The following is a 21,889-nucleotide window of genomic DNA, read 5'->3' as shown; positions in this document are numbered from 1 at the left end:
CCTCCCTGACTGAGAGACCTCCGGCCGCGCCGCTGGCGCGGCCGGACAAACCAACCTCCGGACGCAACCAAGGGCGCGATCGGCGAGACAAGGAAATGAACCGTCCATGCTGCGATTCCTGCTCACGCGCATAGCGTCGGCAATCCCGGTCCTCGCCATCTTGAGCCTGGCCACCTTTGCCATCATCCAGGCGCCGCCGGGTGACTATGCCGACTACATCCGCTCGCAGGCGATCAACCAGGGTGGAGCTTCCTTTGCCGAGGCCGACGCGCAGGCAAAGGCCTATCGCATCGAGCATGGCCTCGATAAGCCGCTGCCCGTGCAGTATCTCAACTGGATCGTCGGCATCGTCACTCGAGGCGATTTCGGCTACAGCCTGTACTACAACAAACCGGTCGCCGATGTGGTCGGAGAGCGCCTGCCGCGCACGCTCCTTCTGGCGCTGGTCTGCCATCTGCTGGCCTCGGTGCTGGGCATCACATTCGGCATATGGGCGGCGACAAGGCAATACACCTGGATCGACTCGACACTGTCGGCCATCTCCTTCCTCGGTATGACGGTGCCGCGCTTCCTGATGGCGCTGATCATCGTCTATCTCCTGGTCTTCCAGTTCAACGTGTCTGAGATCGGCTCATTCTTCTCGCCGCAATATGGTGGTGCGCCGTGGTCGTGGGCCAAATTCGTCGACCTCGTCAAACATGTCTGGCCGGTGGTGGCGATCGCCACTTTCGGCGGCCTCGCCTACAATATGCGCGTCATGCGCGGCAATCTGCTCGATACGCTGAACGCGCAATATGTCGAGACGGCAAGGGCCAAGGGGCTGACGGGTGCTGCCGTCGTCATGCGCCACGCCGTGCCCAACGCGCTGCATCCGCTCATCATGTATCAGGGCGTGGTGCTGCCCTATATGCTGACCGGCGAGATCGAGACGGCGATCATCTTCGCACTGCCGACCGTCGGCCCGGCGATCGTCGGCTCCATGGCTGTCGGCGACGTCTATGTCACCGCCACCTTCATGATGGTCCTGTCGGCGACGCTCATCGTCGGCAACATCATCGCCGACATGCTGCTCGTGCTGCTCGATCCGCGCGTGCGCCAGTTCGGGGAGCGTTGAGATGCTGGCGCGCGATCCATCCCCTCCACCGCTGCCTGCCGAAGGGCCCATCGTCGCCAAACCGGCGCATGGCAACGAAAGCTACATGGCGCTTGTCTGGCGCCGGCTGAAGCGCTCCTGGACCGGCATGGCCGGGCTCTGGCTCGTCGTGCTGCTGCTGGTGATGGCCGTATTCGCCGAATTCATCGCGCCAATGGACCCGAAGGTCACGGATGTCGGCTTCGCTCCGCCGCAGGTGCCAAGCTTCCATGACAGAGACGGCGGTTTCACCGCACGGCCGAGGGTCTATGCGCTGGCCGATTCGGCGGACCTCGATCCGGTCACTTTCCAGCCCGTCGTCGGCCCCGACTATGATCATCCTAGGCTGCTCGGTTTCTTCGTGCATGGCGCGCCCTACAAGCTGTTTGGGCTGCTGCCGGCGGACCGGCATCTGTTCGGCTCGCTGGACGGCCAGCCGGTGCATTTCCTGGGCACCGACAAGTTCGGCCGTGACGTGCTGTCGCGCGCCATCCACGGCTCGCGCGTCTCGCTGATGATCGCCCTGACGGTCGTCTTCATCATCACCGTCATCGGCACCACCGTCGGCATGGTTTCCGGCTATTTCGGCGGCAGGTTCGATGTCTGGATGCAGCGCTTCGTCGAACTGGTGCTCGCCTTCCCGCAACTGCCGCTCTATCTGGCGCTGACGACGCTGATCCCGGTCACCGCTCCCACCAACGTCTTCCTCGCTTTCGTCATCATCGTCATGTCGGCCTTGGGCTGGGCGCAGATGTCGCGCGAGGTTCGCGGCAAGACGCTGGCGTTGGCGCGGATCGAGTATGTGCGCGCCGCCATGGCGGTTGGCGCCACCGACCGGCGCATCATCATGCAGCACATCTTCCCCAATGTGATGAGCCATGTGATCGTCGCCGTGACGCTGGCGATCCCGACCGTGGTGCTGCTCGAATCCTTCCTCGGTTTCCTCGGCTTCGCCGTCAAGCCGCCGCTGATCTCGTGGGGCCTGATGCTGCAGGACACCGCGACCTATTCCGTCATCGGCACCTATCCCTGGATCCTGTCGCCGGTCGGTTTCGTGCTGGTCACCGTCTTTGCCTTCAACGCGCTGGGCGACGGCCTGCGTGACGCCGTCGACCCTTATTGAGGTGGCACAGATGTCCGTCGCGCTCGCCGAATCCTTCGCACCGATCGTCCGTCACGACCATGACGGACGCCAGGACCAGCCGATCATCGATGCCCGCAACGTCGCCGTGGCCTTCAAGGTCGAGCATGGCGTCGTCGAAGCGGTCAAGGATATCTCGTTCCAGCTCTATCGCGGCGAGACGATCGCCATCGTCGGCGAATCCGGTTCGGGCAAGTCGGTGACGGCGCGCACCGTCATGGGCCTGCTGTCGCGGCGCGCCACCGTGTCGCCCGGCTCGAGCGTCTGTTATGACGGGCAAAACATCCTGAAATTTCCCGAGAGCGCCCGGCGCAAGCTGCGCGGCAACCGCATCTCGATGATCTTCCAGGAGCCGATGAGTTCGCTCAACCCGATCTATACGATCGGCAGCCAGATCGTCGAGGCGATCCGGGTGCATCGTAAGGTCAGCCGCAAACAGGCTTGGGCGCGAGCGCTCGAACTTCTGCAGCACGTGCAGATTCCCGATCCTGCCGCGCGGCTCAGACAATACCCGCATCAGCTCTCGGGCGGGCAACGCCAGCGGGTGATGATCGCCATGGCGCTGGCCAACAATCCCGACGTGCTGATCGCCGATGAGCCGACCACGGCGCTCGATGTCACCGTCCAGGCGCAGATCCTGAACCTGATCCGCAGCCTGCAGAAAGAGCTGCGCATGGCGGTGATCCTGATCACCCACGACCTCACCGTGGTGCGCCAGTTCTCCGACTACGTCTATGTCATGCAGCATGGCGAAATGTGCGAGCACAACGTCACCGAACGGCTGTTCGGCGATCCGCGGCATCCCTATACGAGGCGGCTGCTGGCTTCAGAGCCGCACGGGCAGCCGAAACCGCTGCCGGAGGGCTGTGGCACCATTCTCGAGGCCAGCGGCGTGCGCGTCTCATTCATGCTGCGCCATGGCACCTTTCTGAAACCCGACTGGCGCGAATTGGTCGCCGTCGACGATCTCAGCCTGAAACTCTGTCGTCATGAGACGCTGGGGCTGGTCGGCGAGTCCGGCTCCGGCAAGACCACCTTCGGCCAGGCCCTGCTCCGGTTGATCGACGCCAAGCGCGGCGAGATCCGTTTCGACGGCAAGCCGATCCACGGCCTGTCGCGGGCCGAGATGCGGCCGTTGCGCTCGCGCATGCAGATCGTCTTCCAGGATCCGTTCTCCTCGCTCAACCCGCGCATGACGATCGGCCAGATCATCGAGGAAGGGCTGATCGTCAACAGCATAGGGGCGACGCGGCGCGAGCGGGTCGAACGGGTGCGCGACGCGCTGGTCAGCGCCGGCATGCCGGGCGATATACTGTCGCGGTTTCCGCACGAATTCTCTGGTGGCCAGCGGCAGCGCATTGCGATCGCCCGCGCCATAGCGCTTGAACCAGAATTCATCCTGCTCGACGAGCCGACATCGGCGCTGGACCTCTCCGTCCAGGCGCAGATCATCGACCTCCTGCGCAAGCTGCAGGACGAGTGCGGCCTCAGCTACCTCTTCATCTCGCACGACCTCAAGGTGGTGCGTGCGCTGTGCCATCGCGTGATCGTCATGCAGAACGGCAAGATCGTCGAGCAGGGCCCCGTCGACGACATCCTGTCCAATCCCAAGACCGCTTACACCGAACGGCTCGTCAGGGCCGCTTTCGATGTGGCCTGAACATATGCCGGAGGTTAGCATGGCAAGAAATCCCAAGATCACGTTCATCGGCGCCGGCTCGACGGTGTTCATGAAGAACATTGTCGGCGACGTGCTGCAGCGCCCGTCGCTGTCCGGCGCAACGATCGCGCTGATGGACATCAATCCGCAGCGGCTGGAAGAGAGCGCCATTGTCGTCAACAAGCTGATCGCGACGCTTGGCGTCAAGGCGAAGACCGAGACCCATTCGGATCAGCGCAAGGCGCTGGCCGGCGCGGATTTCGTCGTCGTCGCCTTCCAGATCGGGGGCTACGAGCCCTGCACCGTCACTGACTTCGAGGTGCCGAAGAAATACGGCCTGCGCCAGACGATCGCCGACACGCTCGGCGTCGGCGGCATCATGCGGGGTCTGAGGACCGTGCCGCATCTGTGGAAGGTGTGCGAAGACATGCTCGCCGTCTGCCCCGATGCGATCATGCTGCAATATGTCAACCCGATGGCGATCAACACCTGGGCGATAGCAGAGAAATACCCTGCGATCAGGCAGGTCGGCCTCTGCCATTCGGTGCAGGGCACGGCGATGGAGCTGGCTGAAGACCTCGACCTTCCCTACGAAGAGATCCGCTATCGCTCGGCCGGCATCAACCACATGGCGTTCTATCTGAAGTTCGAGCATCGCCAGCCGGACGGTTCCTACCGCGACCTCTACCCAGATCTCGTGCGCGCCTATCGCGAAGGCCGCGCGCCCAAGCCCGGCTGGAACCCGCGCTGTCCCAACAAGGTGCGTTACGAGATGCTGACCAGGCTCGGCTATTTCGTCACCGAGAGCTCGGAGCATTTTGCCGAATATACGCCCTATTTCATCAAGGACGGCCGCCCGGACCTGATCGAGAAGTACGGCATCCCGCTTGATGAATATCCCAAGCGCTGCATCGAGCAGATCGAGCGCTGGAAGGGGCAGGCTGAAGCCTATCGCTCGGCCGATCGCATCGAGGTAGAGCAGTCCCGGGAATATGCCTCCTCGATCATGAATTCAGTCTGGACCGGCGAGCCGTCGGTGATCTACGGCAATGTCCGCAACAATGGCTGCATCACCTCGCTGCCTCGGGATTGCGCCGCCGAAGTGCCGTGCCTGGTCGATGCCTCCGGCATCCAGCCGACCTATATAGGCGACCTGCCGCCGCAATTGACCGCGCTGATCCGCACCAACATCAACGTGCAGGAACTAACGGTGCGGGCTCTGATGACCGAGAACCGCGAGCACATCTACCACGCGGCGATGATGGATCCGCACACCGCGGCCGAACTCGATCTCGACCAGATCTGGTCACTGGTCGATGATCTCTTGGCCGCTCACGGCGACTGGCTGCCGGGCTGGGCGCGGGTGGCGCGCAAGACCGAGGCCGCCTGACGACCTCATTTCGGAGCGTCGGGATCCGTCTCTTCCTCGTCATCGCGGGCCTTGATGACATAGGCGCCCTTCAGCCAGCGGTTGAGGTCGATGTCCTTGCAGCGCGTCGAGCAGAACGGAAAGCTGTCGCGCGCCGAGGGCTTGCCGCATTCGGGGCAGGGGCGCTTTGGGCGCAAGGGCGTGACTTTGGAGTCGGAATTCACAGCCGGGTTCCCGCCAGCCAGCCGCCATGCACCTTGAAGCCTTCGCCGCTCAGCAGCGCGATGGTCTCATACAGCGGCAGCCCGACGATGTTGGTGTAGGAGCCGACCAGCTTGACGACGAAGGCGCCGGCGAGGCCCTGGACGGCGTAGCCGCCCGCCTTGCCGCGCCATTCGCCCGAGGCGATATAGGCGTCGATCTCTTCGCGCGGCAGCCGCTTGAAACGCACCCGCGTCTCGACCAGGCGCTGGCGCAGCTTGCCACCCGGGGTGATAAGGCAGATGCCGGAATAGACCCGATGCGAACGGCCCGACAACAGCCCGAGACAGTTGGCAGCGTCGTCGAGGGTTTCTGCCTTGGGCAGGATGCGCCGCCCGACGGCAACCACCGTGTCGGCGGCCAGCACGAAACCCGGCGCATAGTCGGCTTCGGTCTTCAGTGACGCAAACGCCTTTTCGGCCTTTTCCTTCGACAGCCGCTTGGCCAGCGAGCGCGGATGCTCGGCACGCAGCGGCGTTTCGTCGATATCGGCCGGCAGCACGCGGTCCGGCTCGATGCCGGCCTGCTGCAAGAGCTCGATTCGGCGCGGCGAACCCGAGGCAAGCACCAGCTTCTGCAAAATGCTCATCGCGGACCAGTCGGGCTTTGCTTACTTGAAACGATAGGTGATGCGGCCCTTGGTCAGGTCGTATGGCGTCATCTCGACCAGAACCTTGTCGCCGGTCAGCACGCGGATGCGGTTCTTGCGCATGCGGCCGGCCGTATGGGCGATGATTTCGTGTTCGTTTTCGAGCTTTACCCGGAACATCGCGTTCGGCAACAATTCCGTCACGACACCCGGAAACTCGAGGACTTCTTCCTTCGGCATTCGATACCTTTGCTTGGATGGTAGTTCCAGCACCCTGGCCGGAATTTCGGCGGAACCTATATGATAATCGTCCGCTTGTGAACACGCTTAATCCGTCGCGTTTTTTGCCTCTGGAAGCAAGAAACGTCGGCCTATGCGCACCTTCAGCCGCTCGCGGACGTCCCGGTACGCTGCCATGATCTGTTCGCGCGTGCCACCGGCGTCGGTCGGGTCCGGCGTCGGCCAATATTCGACCTCGACGGCGAGCGAGCGGGTGAGTTCGAGTGCGGCGTGGTGCGCTTCGGGTGCCAGCGTGACGATGAGGTCGAAATAGTCGTCCTCGAGATCGTCCATCGTCCTTGGGTGGCGCTCGCCCAGCGTGAGATCTTCTTCGGCCAGCACCGCATCGACGAACGGATCGCGCTCGCCGGCGCGAACGCCGGCCGAAGCGACAAAGACGGTGGCGGGCAGCATCCGGCGCGCCAGCTGCTCCGCCATTGGCGAGCGCACGGCATTCATGCCGCACAGGAACAGGATCGAACGGGGCAGGGCGCCGGGCGACAGGGCTAGCCCCGCCAGTGCAGCACGCAGACCAGCGTGAACAGCCGGCGCGCCGTATCGAAGTCGATGTCGATCTTGCCGGACAGCCGGTCCATCAGCGTCTGCGAACCTTCATTGTGCAGGCCGCGGCGGCCCATGTCGATCGCCTCGATATGGCTCGGCGTCGAGGAGCGGATGGCGTCGTAGTAGCTTTCGCAGATCATGTAGTAATCCTTGACGATGCGCCGGAGCGGCGTCAGCGACAGGATATGGGTGACGACGGCGGTGCCATCCTCGCGCGCCACGGCAAACACCAGGCGCTGCTCGGCCAGCGACAGTTTCAGCCGGTAAGGGCCGTCGCCGCTGTCATTGACGGGCTGGAAACTGTTCTCCTCGATCAGATCGAAGATCGCCACCGCGCGTTCATGCTCGACATCCGGCGTTGACCGGCCGATCGATTCATCGAGTTCGACATCGATCAGCCTGGCGCGGGTTTGATCGGGGCCAGACATCGCCGCCTACATGTTCAACCGTATGGCGACGGAGCGTCCATGCGCGTCAAGACCCTCCGCCTTTGCCAGCGCAATCGCCGCCGGCGCCAAGATACGCAACTGCTCCGGTCCAAGCTTGAGGATCGACGTGCGCTTGACGAAATCGAGCACGGACAGGCCGGACGAGAAACGCGCCGAGCGCGCCGTCGGCAGCACATGGTTGGAGCCGCCGACATAGTCGCCGATGGCTTCCGGCGTGTGGCGGCCGAGAAAGACCGCACCGGCATTGCGCATCCGCGACAGGAAGCCCTCGGCGTCGTCGATGGCCAGTTCGACATGTTCGGCGGCGATGCGATCGACCAGCGGCAGCGCGGCGTCGATGGTCGACACCTGGATCACGGCACCAAAATCGCGCCAGCTCGCCGCTGCCGTTTCAGCGCGTGGCAGGCTCTGCAACTGGCGCTCGACCGCCTGTTCGACCGCGATGCCGAAAGCCGGATCGTCGGTGACCAGGATCGACTGTGCCGAAGCGTCGTGTTCGGCCTGGGCCAGCAGGTCGGCAGCGATCCAGTTCGGATCGTTGCTGCCGTCGGCCACGACAAGCACTTCCGACGGCCCGGCGATCATGTCGATGCCGACGGTGCCGAAAACCTGGCGCTTGGCTGCCGCGACATAGGCATTGCCCGGGCCGACGATCTTGGCGACCGGCCGGATTGTCTCGGTGCCATAGGCGAGGGCGGCGATCGCCTGCGCGCCGCCGACGCGGTAGATTTCGGACACGCCTGATATGTCCGCTGCCACCAGCACCAGCGGATTGATGATGCCGCCCGGCGCCGGCACGACCATGACGATGCGCTCGACGCCGGCCACTCTGGCCGGCACGGCGTTCATCAGCACCGAGCTCGGATAGCTCGCGGTACCGCCCGGCACATAGAGCCCGACGGCCTCGATCGCCGTCCAACGCCAGCCGAGCTCGACGCCGGCGGCATCCGTATAGCGATCGTCCTTCGGCCGCTGCCGTTCATGATGCGAGCGGATGCGGTCGCGCGCGAACTCCAGCGCCTCGATCGTCTTTGGGTCGGCCGTTTCGTAGGCGGTTGCGATGTCTTCCTTAGACACGGCAATGCCGAGGCCGGTCAAATCGGCGCGATCGAATTTCCGCGTATAGTCGATCAGTGCCGCGTCGCCCTCGGCGCGCACGCGCGCGATGATGTCGCGCACCGCGGCATCGACATCGGCGGAGACCTCCCGCTTGGTCGTGAGGAAGGCGGCGAAACGTTGCTCGAAATCGGCATCGGACTGACGAAGCGTGATGGCCATCGGACGCTCAGGCCTTGTGGATGGGGCGCGAGGTGGCTTCCCACGCCCCGCCGACGTCGGCAAGACGGGCCTCGATGCACTCAACGTCGAGCATGATCGCACCGCCGCCCGAGAAGATCAGCTCGACGATGCCGGCCGGCTTGCTGATCTCGATGAAGCTGATCGCCAGCAGCGACAGGACTTCGGCAGGCTTGTCGCGGTCAATACCGCTGGTCTTGGCCCCGAGCACGCGGTCGAAATGCAGCACGGCCTGCCGTCGCTCATTATGCTGGCGAAACAGGCCGGATTTTGCCTCCCAGACGAAACGGTTCATGGTCAGCAGGAAACGCTTGGCCGCGGGGAGGAATTCGAGGTCGCTGACTTTCAACACGGCATCCTGGACATGAGCCGAAACGATGCTCAGATCCCGGTCGTCGAGCGCGATAAGCTTAAGGGCGGTCATACGGATTTCGCACCTGAAGGTTGATTGTTCAGCCTTCTGTTAGGCGGTCTTGGCGATCGGTGCAACCGCACCAACAGCTGCAGCTCTGCGCTGCCCCTCATCGCCCTGCCGGGCACTTCTCCCCGGATAGTGACGGGGAGAAGGACGCTGCCGCGAAGGATTTCGCCAATCTCCTGCGTTGCTAGAGAGGAGCCGAGGTCGCGGGCTACGCCGAAATCCGTTCGATCACCGCGCCGCAGTTGGACAGCTTTTCTTCCAGCCGCTCGAAGCCGCGATCGAGGTGGTAGACGCGGTTGACCGTGGTCTCGCCTTCCGCCGCCAGGCCGGCGATGACCAGCGAGACAGAGGCGCGAAGATCGGTCGCCATGACCGGCGCGCCCTTCAGCTTCGGCACGCCGTCGACGATCGCCGTCTGGCCCGAAAGCGTGATGTGAGCGCCGAGCCGCGCCAGTTCCTGCACATGCATGAAGCGGTTCTCGAAGATCGTCTCGGTGATGCGCGACTTACCCTTGGCCATGGTCATCAGGCCCATGAACTGCGCCTGCAAATCGGTCGGGAAGGCCGGGAAGGGTGCTGTCGTCACGTCGACCGGCGAAATGCCGGCGCCGTTGCGCTTCACACGAATGCCCGAATTTGTCGGCGTGATCTCCGCACCCGTCTGGGCGATCACGTCCAGTGCGGTCTGCAGCAGGTCCGCACGCGCGCCTTCGAGCACGACGTCGCCGCCGGTCATGGCGACGGCCATCGCATAGGTGCCGGTCTCGATGCGGTCGGGAATGACGCGCACGCGCGCACCGGAGAGCGATTCGACGCCGTCGATGGCAATGGTTGGCGTGCCGGCGCCGGAAATCTTCGCGCCCATGGCGTTGAGGCACTCTGCCAGGTTGACGATCTCGGGCTCGCAGGCGGCATTTTCCAGCACCGTCTCGCCCTTGGCGAGTGCCGCGGCCATCATCAGCACATGGGTGGCGCCGACCGAGACCTTCGGGAAGATATAGCGGTTGCCGACAAGGCGGCCATTCCGGGTCTTGGCGATGACATAGCCGGTGTCGACGTCGATATCAGCGCCCAGCGCCTGGAGGCCCTCGAGGAACAGATCGACCGGCCGCGTGCCGATGGCGCAACCGCCCGGCAGCGACACTTTTGCTTCGCCCATGCGGGCCAGCAGCGGGCCGATCACCCAGAACGAGGCGCGCATCTTCGACACCAGCTCGTAGGGCGCTGTGGTGTCGACGATGTTGCGGGCGGAGAAGTTGATGGTGCGCGAATAGCCCTCATTCTGCTTCTCGCGGCGGCCATTGACCGAATAATCGACGCCGTGATTGCCCAGGATGCGGATCAGCTGCTCAACATCGGCCAGATGCGGCACGTTTTCCAGCGTCAGCGTGTCGTCGGTCAAAAGCGAGGCGATCATCAAAGGCAGCGCCGCGTTTTTCGCGCCCGAGATCGGAATGCTTCCGGAGAGCTTGTTGCCCCCGACAATTCTGATGCGATCCATGGAAGAACGTCCCTCTCGGCCAAAAAAGGGCCGGTTCAATCGTTTGAGTAGCGGCCCGTCTAGACCATTGGCCAATCTGGTTCAAGAAATAGGATTTCGCCCACCCCAGGCCAAGAGTGACCTATTTGAGTTAATCTTTTTGTATTTTCTTCGATGCAGCGAGCCCGTCCGGGCGCACGTCGGCCTCGCCGGTCCGCCGCGAGCGCGACTGCGCCTTGCGCTTCTGCAGATTGGCGCGCAATTGCTCGGCCAGCCGATCCTTGCGGATTGTTGCGCTGCTTTTCGGTGGACCATCCTTTTTCACTGGAATTGTCTTGTCGTCCATCGCCCCATCCCGCAGGCGACCCACCAGCTTGCTGTTCAGGGATAGCCAACATTGTGGCACTGCCATGTCATTAAAAGCCATCCGGCAAAGCCTTTCACAGAAGCGTTGCACTTGGCCTTGCGCTTGCCGGTTCGATATGGCAGAAGCCCCGCCATCAGCGGCTGCGGTAGCTCAGTGGTAGAGCACTCCCTTGGTAAGAGAGTGAACCGAATTGGCACCTACGATTTCTTCTTATTTTCCAGCCACTTAGTCAGCCCTGGATTTCGGGCTGGTGTAGCTCTTGTAACCAAAGTGGCCAGATTGGAACCTCCGACCCCAGACTTCTTCCCGGGCTGGGTTCCAAACACCTCGTCGATCACCGCCGGGCCGGTGTCGGCGTGCGGGTAGTTGTTCATCAAAACCTGGGGTGATTTCCAGCCGCCTTTGTCGGCCGTCGTCCTGATGTCGACCCGGTTTTTCACGATCATCTCGGTTGCGAAGCTGTGCCGCCCTGGCTGGTGCGTCCCAAGGTAGGGGATGCCGGCGCGGGCGCATGTGGCCTTGATCAGCTTGTAGACCGACCAGCGGTAGAGATACCCGAAGACGCGCCCGTTCCTCGGGGCGAGCTGCTGGAGTTCGTAGACGAGTTCGATCGTGAGATCGGCCTTGCGGTCTGTACCGTTCTTCGTGTCGCGCATTGTCGCCTTGCGGGCCGGCAGGTCGATATCCTTCGGCTCCAGCTTGATCGCTTCGCTGATGCGCGCGCCTGTCTGATAGATGAACAGCATGAGGGTGCGCAGCCGGTCCTCCTCGGCGTAGGCGCGAAACTCGTCGATGTAAGAGCGGTCGACGGCTCGCCGCGGTGCGGTCGAGGGCAGGCGCACGTTCTTGTCGCGCTTCGAGAACCCTTTGATCTTCACCTCTGGGCAGTCGCCGGCGTCGGCGCTCAGATTGATGACGGCTTTCGTGGGCGTGATGACCTGGCGGTTCCATGTCGTGTAAGCCGCATCCGGATAGATTTCCTTCGCGGCGCCACGGACCATGGCGCCGGTCATTGCCGAGATCCTGGTTTCGCCGAACTTTGCCAGCAGAGGAGCGAGATACTGATCGCCCTTGCCGGCGTCCAGGTAGGCATTGACGGCGGCGGCGAAGGTGAACAGCACCTTCGGATCGAGCTGTCGTATCTCGCGCTCTTCGAGTTCGCGATTTAGGCGGACCTCGTCCGCTTTGGCTTCGTCAGTCTCGCCTGAGCTTTCATGAACTCGCTTCTCGCCCTCTTTGGTTTTGAGGGTGCCAGTGAGCCACCAGAACCGGCCCCGCTTGTAGATGGTGAGCGGCATGACTTACTCCACAAAAACAACTCGTCGATCTGCCGAGGCGAGATCAGTATCTGCTTGTCGACATGGTAGCAGAGCCCGGCCTTGATCGCCTTCTCGCGCAACGACCTCGCGGACATACGCAACCCTTTGTCGTGAAAAAGCGACGACCAGTAGTCTGGCGTCTTGGCGACGGTCAGCACCTCTGGAGGCTGGTCGTTCATGATGCCTCGAAGCAGAGCCCATAGCGGCCCGGCCCGTCGATCGCCGTGATGAGCTTGCTCTCCACCTCTTCTAAATCTTCATCCTCGGGTGCCCGTTCGTGGGCATCAATGCGCGCAAGCTCGTCGCGTTCTTCGCAGAGCCACTCGTATCGGCTCTCGTCGCCGTCGAAGAACGGCGTGAGATCGTAGTTGCGGTGCATGCGCGCCAGCTCGTCCGCGTCGGCCTCCAGCCAATAGGGCATGCTCCAGTCGGGCGGTGTCGTCTTCCATGCGTCGTAGCTGGCCCAGGGATCACCGAGCATCGGAGGACGCCTCGACCAACCAGGTCTGCGAATTTCCCTTGAAGCCGAATAGGCTGTCGCCGGCCTCGACCACAGCGACAGCCCCATCACGCACCGCCGCGTGAACAACATGCTCGGGTATGGCCTGGAAAGGCCCTTCGAACCACCAACGCCTCTGGCCACTGGAGAAGCCGAGGTGGAGGTGATCGCCCTTAGCGAGCCGTTCGACGACGGTGCGGACGTTCATTGCCGTGCCCTACTGGAAAGCGCGACGCACGCCGGCCTTGGCGCGGAGAGGCACGACCTTCGGATGCCGGCCAAGGCCGGTCTGCTTCGCCAGCGCCGAGCGCGTGGCCGAGTAGTTCGGAGCCACCATCGGATAGTCAAACGGCAAATCCCATTTGGCGCGATACTCGTCCGGGGTCAGGCCGAAATCAGTCCGGAGGTGTCGCTTGAGCGATTTGAAGCGCTTCCCGTCTTCCAGGCAGATGATGTGGTCAGGAAAAATCGACTTCTTCGGGTTGACGGCTGGCTCCTGGCGGGCGGTCGCGTTCACGATCTCCGGGACGTCGAGCTTGCGCACTGATGCGCTCACGCTGGCGATCAAGTCGGGCAGCTGGGCGACTGGAACCGGGTTGTTGGCGATATAGGCCGAGACGATCCCGGCAGTCAGTTCGATGAGGCGTAGGCTCTTGTCTTCCATTTTTACACTCCGTGGTAGGGGTTGGCGTCGTGGGGCTTAGAAAGCTCCGGGGCGACCTGGTTGCGAGCGTTGCCGCTCGAAGCTTGGCGAATTGAGAAGCTCGACCTCCATCATGCCCGGATAGCAGGCGGCCGAGCGCGGACGGATTTGCTGCTGCATCGCTCGGCGATCGACGGTGTCGTATCCGTGCGAAAGCAAGAACGTCTCGAGCGCAGTGACGGTATTGGCAGGCCGCGTGATGAGGCCCTCGAAACTCAGCCTCAGATTGGGAAGCCGCCCGACGCCTGCCGCCGCCATGTTCAAGGGTCGATCGCGGCGCAGGCCGGCGACGAAGACGCGCATGGATTTCCGATTGTTCGCCACCGGCGCACCGATACCGTCGAGCATCTTCAACTGCGATCTGGCCTGCTCTTGCGGGTCTCGGTCGAGCCAGATGACGACATGGCGCGGCATCGGACCGATGGGCAGGTCTGCCGGAGTGATGAGCTTGATTGCCTTGCCGCGAAGTGCCGAGAATGCCTTGGGATCGAACCGGCCAAACATGCTGTCGCTCGTCTCGAAGTCTGGCCAGTCGCCAACGCAGGGCACGCCGCCGGCGTGCAGAATCTGCATCATCAACGATGTTCCGCATCGACCTAAGCCGGCGACGACGATTGCGGGCAACTCGTTCATTTTTGGTTCTCTGGTGTAGCCAAATCGATGCATGATGTAACCATTTTGGTTACAATGAAGTCAAGTAGAAAAGCTGTCTATTTGTGATCAGGTCTTGGTGCGCCGGCGCCTATGACGCGCAGGCCCGCTTCGGTGAGGCGGACATAGGTCCAGGGATAGCCCGAGAAGGCCGGGCCGCGCGTGCCTTCCGGTTCGAGCTTTCCCTTGTGGCTCTCCGGCAGGTACGTCTCGAGCAGGCCGTTTTTCTTATCCAGCAACGCCGTCATGGCTCTGGCGATCACTGGATTGCCGGACGCTCGAAGCTGCTGAATCGGCCCTCGCGTTGGAGGATCGATAGGATGCGCTCGGTGGTGATCTTCTTACGGGGAATCTCGTCCAGGCCGACCGACCACGCATCGATGAAGAACATTTCAGCAGATTCCGTTCGTGTCAGCCTGCTTGTTCAAGGCCGAAAGCGCCTGGCTGGTCCGCAAACAGGATCTCGATTCGCCAATGTCGGAGCAGCTTGTGCGCCGCGCGTCGAAGCGCCTGCAGGCCCTTTCGTTCGAGCCACGGCCTATTCTCCAGGTTTTCCGGAAAACGAGGATCACTATGGACGGCGAGCGCCGGCGCTTCGATCAAGCTCGACCCTTCGGGATAGAAGGCTTGTGTCTGCACGCAAAGGGCTGGGATCACCTGGTAGGATTTCAGACTGCCCGCTATTCCGCAGGCGGGGTTGAACTTCACATGATCAACCGCATCCGAGAAGACTCTCGTGACCGCCAAGAGGCGCTCGGCCGCCGCTCTGGAAAGGATGTATCCGCCGGAGCCAAAATGAAAGCTGCGCAGAAGCGCCAGTTTGAAGGCCCCGGTCAGGGGAGATACCACGCGGTCAAGCCACACTCTTCCGCCGACTGTTTCAATCTTCACGATGTCCGCGTTTCGGGGAATCCAATCGGTGCCGCCACCAAGAAACAGGGCGGCTTGCTTGGATATCAACATGTCGTCTTCGAAAACGCAGCCGTAGGCGTCCGTGCCCGATACGATCCGCTCCCAGCACTTGCGGTGGCTCAGGAAGCAGCCGACCTCTTCTGGGGTCATCGCGGCCGCACCGGCGAGGGGCCTGTAGACGTCCGATATCTCGGCTTCGCTGAGAAGACGTCCATCCACCGCCGGAACTCGTTCGAAGTCCGCTCCGATTGAGTTGAGGCGGTCAGCCATCCGCTGCATCCTGCCGGGGCTGCGGTCCAGGTTGATGATGTAGGATTTCATGGTTGCTATTCGGACCCTTTTGCGGGCTCGTTCCCTTACTGGAACCGCGCTGGGAAATCTGGTCGAGGCTGATCACGACTGCTTGAGCCTGTCCGTGATCAGCCTCGCTCGGCGGCGAGACGGCCGTAGTCGCCCAATATGGTGAGCGCCTGTTCCGTCTCGATGGCCCTGCGGCCGAGTTCGGGATAGCGAGCGCCGCCTTCCTGGGATCGTCGGCAATCTTGAGCCAGAAGTGGCATAGCGCGATCCGTGCCGCTTCCAGCTCGGGCGTCCACTCGATGACCTCGCTGCTGGCGAGAGCGGCCGCGATGAAGCCCGCATATTCGCCGGCGGTATCTGCCACCGATTCCGCATGCGAGGCTTCGGTGTAGGGCCATGCGATCGGCACAGCCCACATGTGGGGATCGTTCGCGCGTATCTCTTGACGCTGCCACCAGGCATTGAAGGCGTTGGCGACCTTGATCGCGGTCAGGTAGTCGGCGACGGCAACGACGTCGTCCGGACCGTGAATGTTCACGCACCACAGGGTCATTGCTGCGCCTCCCGACGGCGCTCGAGTCTCAGGTATCCGAAGCCTGGCCCCGACAGGATCTTGTGGCCACGCTCTCGGAGCTGGCTCACGTAGCGGTAGACGGTGCGGGTGCAGATGCCGAGTTTAGCGGCCAGCATGTCGGCGGTGACGATCTCCTCGCCGATCTCGGACAGGAGCTGGTCGCGTTTCATCTCTTGAATGCCACTCATAGGAGCGATCCTTGCGTGTCGGTGGTTTGAGGTGCGGATTTGACCGGCCGGGCCGTGGCGGGCTTCGACGCGGCCGGCAGCATCCATTTCGCCGGCAGGATGGGCTTGCCGTGCTTGGCGAATGGCACCAGGCGCTTCCAATCGAAAAACCCGAGCTGGCCGGCAACCGGGATGAACTCGACGGGCCGCGCATTGGCGATGATCAGCCCCTTCGGGCCGAAGAACCACGGGCTATCGAACTCGCTCACGATGTCGACAATGGTGCCGACGCCCACGATCCCGCCGCGCTCCAGCTCGGCCGGCGGCGGGCATCGGAAACCCAGAGACAGGCAGAGATCAGCGCAGTCCTCGTATTCGTCACGCGTCATGCCGGTCGAGGCGTGGATGGCGAAATCGCCTCGGAATTTCAGGCCGGGGTTGGCTGATTTCCAGGAGCGGTTTTCTACCGGCTTCCACTGGTGCGCCAGCGCGAAGGCCCACGGTTGGCGGACGGAGAGGGCGAGCTTTGGCAGATCGTTCATTGATCGCTCCTGGCAATGAGTTTCGGTTTGAGCTTGCCCTTCTTGGCCTTGCTCTCGACCGCGATCGGGACACCCGGGCGCTGAGCGAAGATCGTCTGCAGCACCTTGCGCACCTGGTCGGCGCCGGGCGCGCCGGTGGCAAGGATCATCAGCGCCGCATCGGCGAGCGCCTGATTGATGTTGGCGGAGGTGGCGGCGACCGAGGGGGCGGCGCGCACCTTGGCCCGGTTACGCTGGCGGGCGACGCGGAAATATTCCCGCTTCTGGTCCTCGTCTAGGCTGATGAAGCTGCCGGGCTTCGGTGCGTTGCGCGCAGCCAGCAGGTCGTGCAGCTTCATCAACGCCACGTCACGCGGATCAACTGGCGTTTGGACATGTCCAACTGAACTATCCATCACTGCCCCGCGATGTTGGTGTGAGTGGTGACGATGTTCGCGCCGCCGTCGGCGCGACCAGGATCCGAGGCGACGGGCGCGAGCCTGAAATAGTCGAGCGCGGCTTCGGAGACTGCGCACTCTGCAAGCTCCTCGACCGACCGGCCTTTCTCGGCCGAAATCGCTCGCATGCGAGCTGCTGTCTTTTCGTCGACATAGACAGAGAGGATCGGCATCACTCGCCACCCTCGCCAGCCCGGCGCGGCCGCGCCTTGGTGATCAGCACCACCTCGCCGCTAGGATAGATCAGCTCGACCTGCTCGTTGCGGCCAATGCCGTCGAAGATCGTCGTCAACTGGTTCGTCAACGTCTCATTGGCGCGCTCCAGCAAGTCCATCTTCGCCTGCGTCTGCGCCTGAGCAATCCGCAGCTGGAGGTCGGAAATGCGAGGGGGATGCGATACTTCGTTAGCCATTCAGTTTCTCCTCGATGTAGTTGAGACGTTCCCGCATTTCGGCGATGAACCTTTGGACGGTGTCTGGGTCTTCCGTCTGGTCGACGTCCACCGGAGCCGTCGACAAGGTGTCGTGGGACCATTTCAGGGCCACAAGGGAGATGCCGGAGCAGCGCCGTGCAAAGTCGATCACCTTCATGCCAGCACCGCCGGAAAGGAGCGCATCACCGGAACCCTCGATTGAGCTTGGGGAATGGCCTCGACTGCAGCTTCTGCCCGGGTATCTTCCTCTTCGGCTTTTTCTGGCCGGTGCGCCCCTCGAGGCGCTTGAGCTTGGCGATCTCGGGCACGTCGACCTTGGCTGTCTTGATGCCGTGGGTCGGCTTGTTGAGGGCGATGATGAAATCCAGCGCGCACGATGGCGGGATCGTATCCTTGGCCTGCTCGTCCCACCGTCGCCGTTGGAGCGCAGGATCGTGATCGAACTGAACGCCGTCGAGAGGATTGAGCCGGGCGCCACCGGGTTCCTTGCCCAACTGGCGCACGACGATCTCTAGCTTTTCCTTGGTCGTAAGTTGCCGCGGCCGCCACTTCACGGGAGGACCGAGAACCTGGGTGCCGTGGTCCGGTAAGATTGCGATCCGGCCAGCCATCAGCCTGCACTCGGCGGGTTGAATGCAGCCAGTCGGCGAGCCTTGATCCGGTCGGCCAACTGGCGGCTGCTGTCGTCGTTCTCGAACCGCGCCCCCACGTCGAACTCGGTCCAGACCTCTTCGACGGCCACGGCGGACTTCGCGCCGGCAAGGGCTATCTGGAAATCCTCGAAGAACTTGCCGTAGTTGAATGCCTTGCCTTCGCCGTAGTCGGCGGCCTGTTCCTGCTCCTCCTCGGCAGCTTCCGCGCCGTCGTGCTCGCCGGCCATATCCTTGTCGAAGCCGTTGTCGGGAATCGTGTCGATGCCGGAAAGCGCGTCGGGGCTCGGCGGCTTGGGTGGCGATGGCGGTATGAGCCTCGCCTTGGGTGCGGGCTCGTCGTCGTGTTCGATCAGATCGCCGGCGATCTCGCGGGCCTCGAACTCGTCGCGGACGCCGCCAAGGACGTCGCCGAATAGCTCGCGCAGACAGAAGCCACCCGCTCGCCATTGCTTCATCCGCTTGGGATGACGGAACCACGAGGAATCGTTGGGGACCTCGCCCCACACCTTCTTGCCGTCGATCCATGTGGTGCCGCGACGGGTCGGGCGCTCGTCCCAAAGGCCGGCTTGCTTGGCGTCGGCGACTGAATAGGCCTCGACCTTCATTTCGCCGGTGTCGGCGCGCACCGCCTTGCACCAGCCGATCGTTCGTTCGTCGACGGTGTTCATCTGCGCGACCACGTCCTTCGACAGGCCGAGATTGAGGAGCGCTTCCTTCGTCGCGTCACGCAGGTAGCCCAGCTCCACCGACTTCGCTCTGCCCGACTTGCGAACGACGTTGATAAGGCCGTCGCCGTAAAGCGCCGGCTTGCCGCCGATGACGGTGAAGGACCGAAGCGCCACCATGGGAGGAAGGCCGAGCTCCGCGCCCGACATGATGACGATCGCGACGGCGCTCGTGCCCTTCTTGCCCCAGCGGTTCCAGATTGCGTCGCCGGCGTCCTCGGCCGGCTCTCTGCCGACAAGCGCCTGTGGTGCTAACCCGGCCTCAACGATCATGGTCGAGAGACGCCACGTTTCCTCGATCGATTGAGGGATGATGGCGCTGATCGCGCCGCCGACCATCAGAGCCGGTATCTGTGCCCGTTCGTTCATTTCCAATCCTCGGGGTTCCAGTGGTTGACGCGCCAGGTGTGGCGCATTGCGTCGTGTTCGATCCGCATGTCGTTCCATGCGAACCAGAGGGCGGACCGGATTTCGCGCTGTAGCGTCCCGAAGAAGGCCACGAGGCTGACCGGCAACCAGAGGGCGACGATTGCGAGGCGCACCCAGCTCATGGCTACTTGTCCACGTCGTCGAAGACGGACCGGTTGCCGTTCTCGTCGAGCAATGTGCCGTCGGGCGACCACTGGTGCTGGCCGTTCGGATGCTTGGCGGCGCGCTGCTCGTCGGTGCGCGCGTCGGGGCGGATGACGGCCACCTTCGCCAAGTCGGAGTGGTCTTTGAGCTCGGCCACCGTGACGCTGACTTCGCGGCCGCGCATGGGGACCATCACGCGCTGGCCAATGGCGACGTCGAAGGCGCCGGCGAAATAGTCGTAGGTTTTGTCGCTCTCGCCGAATTTCACGGCGATGATTTTCTGGTCGGTCATGCTGCCCTCTTGTCGGGAATGCGCTCCATGCCGGCTGGCAGGATGGCGTCTTTGTTGCGAGCGAGGCGGCCGGCGATCTTATCGACCGCGTCCCGCACCTCTGGTTCGTCCTTCAAGGCTGCGACCAGCGCGTCGTAATCGGTGATGTTCGCGACCCAGAAGGTGTGGAGAGACACCTTGGCGCCGGTCCTGCCGGAGAAGATCGGGCGGGCCTGCGCGTCACGTTCCGCGTCTGCTACCCGCTGGATCAGCCGCTTGGCCTCGGCCTCGGCTTCGATAAGGTCGGCCTCCTGCTGGCTCTCCTGTTCGAATGAAGCCGCAAGGCCTGGCTGCGTAGCGATGGCATTGCGCCGCGCGCTTTCTTCCTCGGCGGCGCGGGCGGCATCCGCCACGCGCTGCGCTGCCGCTTCGGCCTCGAGCCGGACTCGGTCGGCATCCTCACGGGCCTTGCGCTGGCGTTCCTGCTCCAGCCGATCCAGCTCTTTTAGCCACGCCTCGCCGTGCTTTTTCAGCTTCTTGGCGAGTTCCTTTGCATCGGCGCGCACATCGCGCCATTTGTCGTCGACGGCGTTGCCGCCATCGAGCCATGGACGCTTCTCGACGTTGAACTGTTCATCCGCCTTCGTTGCGATGCCAGAGAGCCGCTTCGCCCAAACCCCGGCCTGATCGGCCTGCTCCTGAGTGGCGATAGCTTTCTTGAGGAAACCTTCGACCGTTTCCTTCTCGGCCGCGAGTTCAGCGGCCAGGTCCTTGTGCAGGTCCCCAGACTTGGCCGGAAGGTTGTGATCCTTCGCCACCGACGGCGGCTCGTCTGGCCATGCGCCACCGGCCAACACCGAATGATAGAGCGTTTCGGTGATCGGGTTGCGGCAAGCATAGTTCCAGACCTTGTCGGCCTCGGCTTCCTTGTCGCCCTGCAGGCAGATGACCTTGCCCGACGTGTCGCGCCAGATGGCAACGGGGACCAGGGGCGCGTCCTTGTACGGACGGTTCCTGAAAAATCCTGACTCCGGGCTATCGGCCGAGGGGGCGAGCAGGAGCAGCTGATCGTGGGTCAGCTCCCGATATCCGCCGGCCAGTTTTAAAGCCTGACGCCACCATGCATATTGGTCCGCCGTCATCCGTTTGTATCCTTTTGCGTTACACGTGAAACCATTTTGGCACCACTCCGGGCACGACAAAGCGGTCGTGGGTGCGGTCTGCTGTCAGATTGGGGAGACCCGGCCGAGCTGGTGCTGGCGGTGGTATACGGGGGTGAGGGCACCAACCCGGCCGGGAACACGCAGATACTCGACACCAGACCGCGAGCCATGATGGAGAAATACAACCAGGGGGAACTGGGCCATCGGTCTAGCGATCCTTCTGCGTGAAGAGATCGTAACCGATTTGGTACCTTTTGCAAGGGCTGTAGCCAAAATGGTTACAACACGGGCAAAAAAAATCACATCACAAAGTTGAAATCCTGAGGCGGGCGCGACCCACGACCTTCAAATCCTTCGGATTGACGGTTTCATTGTTCGCAGCGCTGGTGTCGCTGTGGACCTGTACGGTGCCAGAAGTCGTCGGGGAGAGGTACCGCCACTGCACCACACCGGCAATATCGAGCGCATAAAGGCCCGGCCGATTCGGCTGGTTGTCATCCGTATCGATGACAAGCGCATCCCCTTTGGTTACAAGTCCGTTGGCCTGGTAGGCGTCGACCATCATGAACCGAAGGTTATGCGCCGACACGTCTGGCACCATCCGCTCCAGGAAGCTCGTGTCGATCGCCAGCGCAGGCAATTCCGGCCTTGGCTCATTGCCTTTGAGGATCTCGAACACGCTGTTGAACTTGGCCAGATCAATCTGGGCAAGCTCCGGAAACAACAGCTCTTGCGGCGCGCAATCGAGGAAGGGAGCTATTTTCTCAGCCCACTTTGCCGACAGCTTGCGCTCATCCTCTTCCAAGCGGCCGAGGTGCTGACGGGTGATGCCAACGCGTCGCGCAAGTTCAGCCTTGCTGATGCCCTTCTTCTCGCGGAAATGCCTGATGCCGTTGCTCATATTTCGTCGGTACCGCAATTTAATTGCCCGCGAAACTGTGCCAATCTGGTTACAATCC

34 protein-coding genes and 1 tRNA gene are annotated in these 21,889 nt (G+C 62.9%); 5 read left to right on the top strand and 30 right to left on the bottom strand.

The features are described from left to right. Nucleotides 1-106 precede the first annotated feature (106 nt). From M729_RS0126985 to M729_RS0126970, 4 genes are read left to right on the top strand one after another with little or no spacing between them, the layout of a single operon-like run. On the top strand, nt 107-1,114 hold the full coding sequence (locus M729_RS0126985; protein WP_013530191.1) for an ABC transporter permease: 1,008 nt from the start codon (nt 107-109) through the stop codon (nt 1,112-1,114). Between the two features lies 1 nt (nt 1,115). After that, nucleotides 1,116-2,255, top strand: coding sequence for an ABC transporter permease (locus M729_RS0126980; RefSeq protein WP_024504776.1), 1,140 nt, complete (start codon nt 1,116-1,118; stop codon nt 2,253-2,255). 10 nt (nt 2,256-2,265) lie between these two features. Beyond that, nucleotides 2,266-3,933, top strand: coding sequence for an ABC transporter ATP-binding protein (locus M729_RS0126975; protein ID WP_027163424.1), 1,668 nt, complete (start codon nt 2,266-2,268; stop codon nt 3,931-3,933). 19 nt (nt 3,934-3,952) lie between these two features. Further along, nucleotides 3,953-5,323 (top strand): alpha-glucosidase/alpha-galactosidase, encoded by a 1,371-nt coding sequence (locus M729_RS0126970; RefSeq protein ID WP_027163423.1) that lies wholly within the window; start codon nt 3,953-3,955, stop codon nt 5,321-5,323. 5 nt (nt 5,324-5,328) lie between these two features. On the opposite strand, the gene yacG is transcribed toward M729_RS0126970, so the two are convergent. The 9 genes from yacG to M729_RS0126925 form a co-directional block, all read right to left on the bottom strand. Then, nucleotides 5,329-5,526, bottom strand: coding sequence for a DNA gyrase inhibitor YacG (gene yacG / locus M729_RS0126965; protein ID WP_027163422.1), 198 nt, complete (start codon nt 5,524-5,526; stop codon nt 5,329-5,331). Further along, nucleotides 5,523-6,152: a Maf-like protein gene (locus M729_RS0126960; protein ID WP_013530196.1), complete on the bottom strand. Its 630-nt coding sequence runs from the start codon at nt 6,150-6,152 to the stop codon at nt 5,523-5,525. The genes yacG and M729_RS0126960 overlap by 4 nt, the downstream gene beginning before the upstream one ends. Nucleotides 6,153-6,173: 21 nt before the next feature. Continuing rightward, nucleotides 6,174-6,392 (bottom strand): translation initiation factor IF-1, encoded by a 219-nt coding sequence (gene infA / locus M729_RS0126955; protein ID WP_006200926.1) that lies wholly within the window; start codon nt 6,390-6,392, stop codon nt 6,174-6,176. 87 nt (nt 6,393-6,479) lie between these two features. Next, nucleotides 6,480-6,950, bottom strand: a complete 471-nt coding sequence (locus M729_RS0126950; protein WP_013530197.1) for a low molecular weight phosphatase family protein — start codon at nt 6,948-6,950, stop codon at nt 6,480-6,482. Then, nucleotides 6,938-7,423 carry a UPF0262 family protein gene (locus M729_RS0126945; RefSeq protein ID WP_013530198.1) on the bottom strand — a complete coding sequence of 162 codons (486 nt, stop codon included), beginning with the start codon at nt 7,421-7,423 and terminating at the stop codon, nt 6,938-6,940. Before M729_RS0126945 ends, M729_RS0126950 begins: the two co-directional genes overlap by 13 nt. 6 nt (nt 7,424-7,429) lie before the next feature. After that, a complete protein-coding gene (gene hisD, locus M729_RS0126940; protein ID WP_024504780.1) occupies nt 7,430-8,722 on the bottom strand; it encodes a histidinol dehydrogenase in 1,293 nt (430 codons plus the stop codon). Between the two features lie 7 nt (nt 8,723-8,729). Next, on the bottom strand, nt 8,730-9,164 hold the full coding sequence (locus tag M729_RS0126935; protein ID WP_027163421.1) for a DUF2948 family protein: 435 nt from the start codon (nt 9,162-9,164) through the stop codon (nt 8,730-8,732). Nucleotides 9,165-9,369: 205 nt separating this feature from the next. Continuing rightward, the gene (murA, locus tag M729_RS0126930; protein WP_027163420.1) at nt 9,370-10,662 is read right to left on the bottom strand and encodes a UDP-N-acetylglucosamine 1-carboxyvinyltransferase; all 1,293 of its coding nucleotides are present in this window, start codon (nt 10,660-10,662) and stop codon (nt 9,370-9,372) included. A gap of 130 nt (nt 10,663-10,792) precedes the next feature. Then, complete coding sequence (locus M729_RS0126925) at nt 10,793-10,987, bottom strand: hypothetical protein (RefSeq protein ID WP_084652731.1); 195 nt, start codon at nt 10,985-10,987, stop codon at nt 10,793-10,795. A gap of 159 nt (nt 10,988-11,146) precedes the next feature. Here M729_RS0126925 and M729_RS1000000138570 point away from each other — a divergent pair. Beyond that, a tRNA-Thr gene (locus M729_RS1000000138570) sits at nt 11,147-11,232 on the top strand. Here M729_RS1000000138570 and M729_RS1000000136645 read toward each other — a convergent pair. From M729_RS1000000136645 to M729_RS01000000135855, 21 genes are all read right to left on the bottom strand, one after another. Next, nucleotides 11,206-12,306 (bottom strand): site-specific integrase, encoded by a 1,101-nt coding sequence (locus M729_RS1000000136645; RefSeq protein WP_027163418.1) that lies wholly within the window; start codon nt 12,304-12,306, stop codon nt 11,206-11,208. The genes M729_RS1000000138570 and M729_RS1000000136645 overlap by 27 nt on opposite strands. Nucleotides 12,307-12,502: 196 nt before the next feature. Beyond that, nucleotides 12,503-12,808, bottom strand: coding sequence for a hypothetical protein (locus M729_RS0126915; protein WP_027163417.1), 306 nt, complete (start codon nt 12,806-12,808; stop codon nt 12,503-12,505). Beyond that, complete coding sequence (locus M729_RS0126910; protein WP_027163416.1) at nt 12,798-13,034, bottom strand: hypothetical protein; 237 nt, start codon at nt 13,032-13,034, stop codon at nt 12,798-12,800. The genes M729_RS0126915 and M729_RS0126910 overlap by 11 nt, the downstream gene beginning before the upstream one ends. 9 nt (nt 13,035-13,043) lie before the next feature. Continuing rightward, the gene (locus M729_RS0126905; protein ID WP_027163415.1) at nt 13,044-13,490 is read right to left on the bottom strand and encodes a MucR family transcriptional regulator; all 447 of its coding nucleotides are present in this window, start codon (nt 13,488-13,490) and stop codon (nt 13,044-13,046) included. Between the two features lie 36 nt (nt 13,491-13,526). Next, complete coding sequence (locus M729_RS0126900) at nt 13,527-14,105, bottom strand: hypothetical protein (RefSeq protein WP_027163414.1); 579 nt, start codon at nt 14,103-14,105, stop codon at nt 13,527-13,529. Between the two features lie 134 nt (nt 14,106-14,239). Next, on the bottom strand, nt 14,240-14,443 hold the full coding sequence (locus tag M729_RS0126895; RefSeq protein WP_027163413.1) for a hypothetical protein: 204 nt from the start codon (nt 14,441-14,443) through the stop codon (nt 14,240-14,242). After that, complete coding sequence (locus M729_RS1000000139760; RefSeq protein WP_280940195.1) at nt 14,440-14,571, bottom strand: hypothetical protein; 132 nt, start codon at nt 14,569-14,571, stop codon at nt 14,440-14,442. The genes M729_RS0126895 and M729_RS1000000139760 overlap by 4 nt, the downstream gene beginning before the upstream one ends. Nucleotides 14,572-14,591: 20 nt before the next feature. Beyond that, a complete protein-coding gene (locus tag M729_RS01000000135870) occupies nt 14,592-15,413 on the bottom strand; it encodes a glycosyltransferase family 25 protein (protein ID WP_084652730.1) in 822 nt (273 codons plus the stop codon). Further along, nucleotides 15,355-15,945 carry a hypothetical protein gene (locus M729_RS1000000138975; protein ID WP_050596355.1) on the bottom strand — a complete coding sequence of 197 codons (591 nt, stop codon included), beginning with the start codon at nt 15,943-15,945 and terminating at the stop codon, nt 15,355-15,357. The genes M729_RS01000000135870 and M729_RS1000000138975 overlap by 59 nt, the downstream gene beginning before the upstream one ends. Next, complete coding sequence (locus tag M729_RS0126875; protein ID WP_027163412.1) at nt 15,942-16,154, bottom strand: helix-turn-helix domain-containing protein; 213 nt, start codon at nt 16,152-16,154, stop codon at nt 15,942-15,944. Before M729_RS0126875 ends, M729_RS1000000138975 begins: the two co-directional genes overlap by 4 nt. After that, nucleotides 16,151-16,675: a hypothetical protein gene (locus tag M729_RS01000000135860; protein ID WP_084652728.1), complete on the bottom strand. Its 525-nt coding sequence runs from the start codon at nt 16,673-16,675 to the stop codon at nt 16,151-16,153. The genes M729_RS0126875 and M729_RS01000000135860 overlap by 4 nt, the downstream gene beginning before the upstream one ends. Continuing rightward, nucleotides 16,672-17,070, bottom strand: a complete 399-nt coding sequence (locus M729_RS0126865) for a hypothetical protein (protein WP_156949342.1) — start codon at nt 17,068-17,070, stop codon at nt 16,672-16,674. Before M729_RS0126865 ends, M729_RS01000000135860 begins: the two co-directional genes overlap by 4 nt. Next, complete coding sequence (locus M729_RS0126860; protein ID WP_156949341.1) at nt 17,070-17,288, bottom strand: ribbon-helix-helix protein, CopG family; 219 nt, start codon at nt 17,286-17,288, stop codon at nt 17,070-17,072. The genes M729_RS0126865 and M729_RS0126860 overlap by 1 nt, the downstream gene beginning before the upstream one ends. Next, the gene (locus M729_RS0126855; protein WP_027163409.1) at nt 17,285-17,524 is read right to left on the bottom strand and encodes a hypothetical protein; all 240 of its coding nucleotides are present in this window, start codon (nt 17,522-17,524) and stop codon (nt 17,285-17,287) included. The genes M729_RS0126860 and M729_RS0126855 overlap by 4 nt, the downstream gene beginning before the upstream one ends. Further along, nucleotides 17,517-17,702, bottom strand: coding sequence for a hypothetical protein (locus M729_RS0126850; protein ID WP_027163408.1), 186 nt, complete (start codon nt 17,700-17,702; stop codon nt 17,517-17,519). Before M729_RS0126850 ends, M729_RS0126855 begins: the two co-directional genes overlap by 8 nt. A 25-nt stretch (nt 17,703-17,727) precedes the next feature. After that, entirely contained in the window at nt 17,728-18,156 is a 429-nt protein-coding gene (locus M729_RS0126845; protein ID WP_027163407.1) for a hypothetical protein, read from the bottom strand. Beyond that, entirely contained in the window at nt 18,156-19,262 is a 1,107-nt protein-coding gene (locus tag M729_RS0126840) for a hypothetical protein (protein WP_050596354.1), read from the bottom strand. Before M729_RS0126840 ends, M729_RS0126845 begins: the two co-directional genes overlap by 1 nt. A gap of 26 nt (nt 19,263-19,288) precedes the next feature. Continuing rightward, a complete protein-coding gene (locus tag M729_RS0126835; RefSeq protein ID WP_027163405.1) occupies nt 19,289-19,474 on the bottom strand; it encodes a hypothetical protein in 186 nt (61 codons plus the stop codon). A gap of 2 nt (nt 19,475-19,476) precedes the next feature. Further along, the gene (locus tag M729_RS0126830; protein WP_027163404.1) at nt 19,477-19,788 is read right to left on the bottom strand and encodes a hypothetical protein; all 312 of its coding nucleotides are present in this window, start codon (nt 19,786-19,788) and stop codon (nt 19,477-19,479) included. Continuing rightward, complete coding sequence (locus M729_RS0126825) at nt 19,785-20,909, bottom strand: hypothetical protein (protein WP_027163403.1); 1,125 nt, start codon at nt 20,907-20,909, stop codon at nt 19,785-19,787. The genes M729_RS0126830 and M729_RS0126825 overlap by 4 nt, the downstream gene beginning before the upstream one ends. A 325-nt stretch (nt 20,910-21,234) precedes the next feature. After that, entirely contained in the window at nt 21,235-21,831 is a 597-nt protein-coding gene (locus tag M729_RS01000000135855) for a helix-turn-helix transcriptional regulator (protein WP_032809431.1), read from the bottom strand. Between the last annotated feature and the right edge of the window lie 58 nt (nt 21,832-21,889).

The sequence above is a fragment of the Mesorhizobium sp. WSM1293 genome (assembly GCF_000513875.1).
In the GTDB taxonomy this organism is placed as follows: domain Bacteria; phylum Pseudomonadota; class Alphaproteobacteria; order Rhizobiales; family Rhizobiaceae; genus Mesorhizobium; species Mesorhizobium ciceri.
This window is presented reverse-complemented; position numbering and strand designations above follow the sequence as displayed.

Coding starts and splice junctions, on each gene's coding strand:
- M729_RS0126985 (WP_013530191.1), top strand. CDS start 107: ATGCTGCGATTCCTGCTCACGCGCATAGCGTCGGCAATCCCGGTCCTC.
- M729_RS0126980 (WP_024504776.1), top strand. CDS start 1,116: ATGCTGGCGCGCGATCCATCCCCTCCACCGCTGCCTGCCGAAGGGCCC.
- M729_RS0126975 (WP_027163424.1), top strand. CDS start 2,266: ATGTCCGTCGCGCTCGCCGAATCCTTCGCACCGATCGTCCGTCACGAC.
- M729_RS0126970 (WP_027163423.1), top strand. CDS start 3,953: ATGGCAAGAAATCCCAAGATCACGTTCATCGGCGCCGGCTCGACGGTG.
- M729_RS0126960 (WP_013530196.1), bottom strand. CDS start 6,152: ATGAGCATTTTGCAGAAGCTGGTGCTTGCCTCGGGTTCGCCGCGCCGA.
- infA (WP_006200926.1), bottom strand. CDS start 6,392: ATGCCGAAGGAAGAAGTCCTCGAGTTTCCGGGTGTCGTGACGGAATTG.
- M729_RS0126945 (WP_013530198.1), bottom strand. CDS start 7,423: ATGTCTGGCCCCGATCAAACCCGCGCCAGGCTGATCGATGTCGAACTC.
- hisD (WP_024504780.1), bottom strand. CDS start 8,722: ATGGCCATCACGCTTCGTCAGTCCGATGCCGATTTCGAGCAACGTTTC.
- M729_RS0126935 (WP_027163421.1), bottom strand. CDS start 9,164: ATGACCGCCCTTAAGCTTATCGCGCTCGACGACCGGGATCTGAGCATC.
- murA (WP_027163420.1), bottom strand. CDS start 10,662: ATGGATCGCATCAGAATTGTCGGGGGCAACAAGCTCTCCGGAAGCATT.
- M729_RS0126925 (WP_084652731.1), bottom strand. CDS start 10,987: ATGGACGACAAGACAATTCCAGTGAAAAAGGATGGTCCACCGAAAAGC.
- M729_RS1000000136645 (WP_027163418.1), bottom strand. CDS start 12,306: ATGCCGCTCACCATCTACAAGCGGGGCCGGTTCTGGTGGCTCACTGGC.
- M729_RS0126915 (WP_027163417.1), bottom strand. CDS start 12,808: ATGCTCGGTGATCCCTGGGCCAGCTACGACGCATGGAAGACGACACCG.
- M729_RS0126910 (WP_027163416.1), bottom strand. CDS start 13,034: ATGAACGTCCGCACCGTCGTCGAACGGCTCGCTAAGGGCGATCACCTC.
- M729_RS0126905 (WP_027163415.1), bottom strand. CDS start 13,490: ATGGAAGACAAGAGCCTACGCCTCATCGAACTGACTGCCGGGATCGTC.
- M729_RS0126900 (WP_027163414.1), bottom strand. CDS start 14,105: ATGATGCAGATTCTGCACGCCGGCGGCGTGCCCTGCGTTGGCGACTGG.
- M729_RS1000000139760 (WP_280940195.1), bottom strand. CDS start 14,571: ATGTTCTTCATCGATGCGTGGTCGGTCGGCCTGGACGAGATTCCCCGT.
- M729_RS01000000135870 (WP_084652730.1), bottom strand. CDS start 15,413: ATGAAATCCTACATCATCAACCTGGACCGCAGCCCCGGCAGGATGCAG.
- M729_RS1000000138975 (WP_050596355.1), bottom strand. CDS start 15,945: ATGACCCTGTGGTGCGTGAACATTCACGGTCCGGACGACGTCGTTGCC.
- M729_RS0126875 (WP_027163412.1), bottom strand. CDS start 16,154: ATGAGTGGCATTCAAGAGATGAAACGCGACCAGCTCCTGTCCGAGATC.
- M729_RS01000000135860 (WP_084652728.1), bottom strand. CDS start 16,675: ATGAACGATCTGCCAAAGCTCGCCCTCTCCGTCCGCCAACCGTGGGCC.
- M729_RS0126865 (WP_156949342.1), bottom strand. CDS start 17,070: ATGGATAGTTCAGTTGGACATGTCCAAACGCCAGTTGATCCGCGTGAC.
- M729_RS0126855 (WP_027163409.1), bottom strand. CDS start 17,524: ATGGCTAACGAAGTATCGCATCCCCCTCGCATTTCCGACCTCCAGCTG.
- M729_RS0126850 (WP_027163408.1), bottom strand. CDS start 17,702: ATGAAGGTGATCGACTTTGCACGGCGCTGCTCCGGCATCTCCCTTGTG.
- M729_RS0126845 (WP_027163407.1), bottom strand. CDS start 18,156: ATGGCTGGCCGGATCGCAATCTTACCGGACCACGGCACCCAGGTTCTC.
- M729_RS0126840 (WP_050596354.1), bottom strand. CDS start 19,262: ATGGTCGGCGGCGCGATCAGCGCCATCATCCCTCAATCGATCGAGGAA.
- M729_RS0126835 (WP_027163405.1), bottom strand. CDS start 19,474: ATGAGCTGGGTGCGCCTCGCAATCGTCGCCCTCTGGTTGCCGGTCAGC.
- M729_RS0126830 (WP_027163404.1), bottom strand. CDS start 19,788: ATGACCGACCAGAAAATCATCGCCGTGAAATTCGGCGAGAGCGACAAA.
- M729_RS0126825 (WP_027163403.1), bottom strand. CDS start 20,909: ATGACGGCGGACCAATATGCATGGTGGCGTCAGGCTTTAAAACTGGCC.
- M729_RS01000000135855 (WP_032809431.1), bottom strand. CDS start 21,831: ATGAGCAACGGCATCAGGCATTTCCGCGAGAAGAAGGGCATCAGCAAG.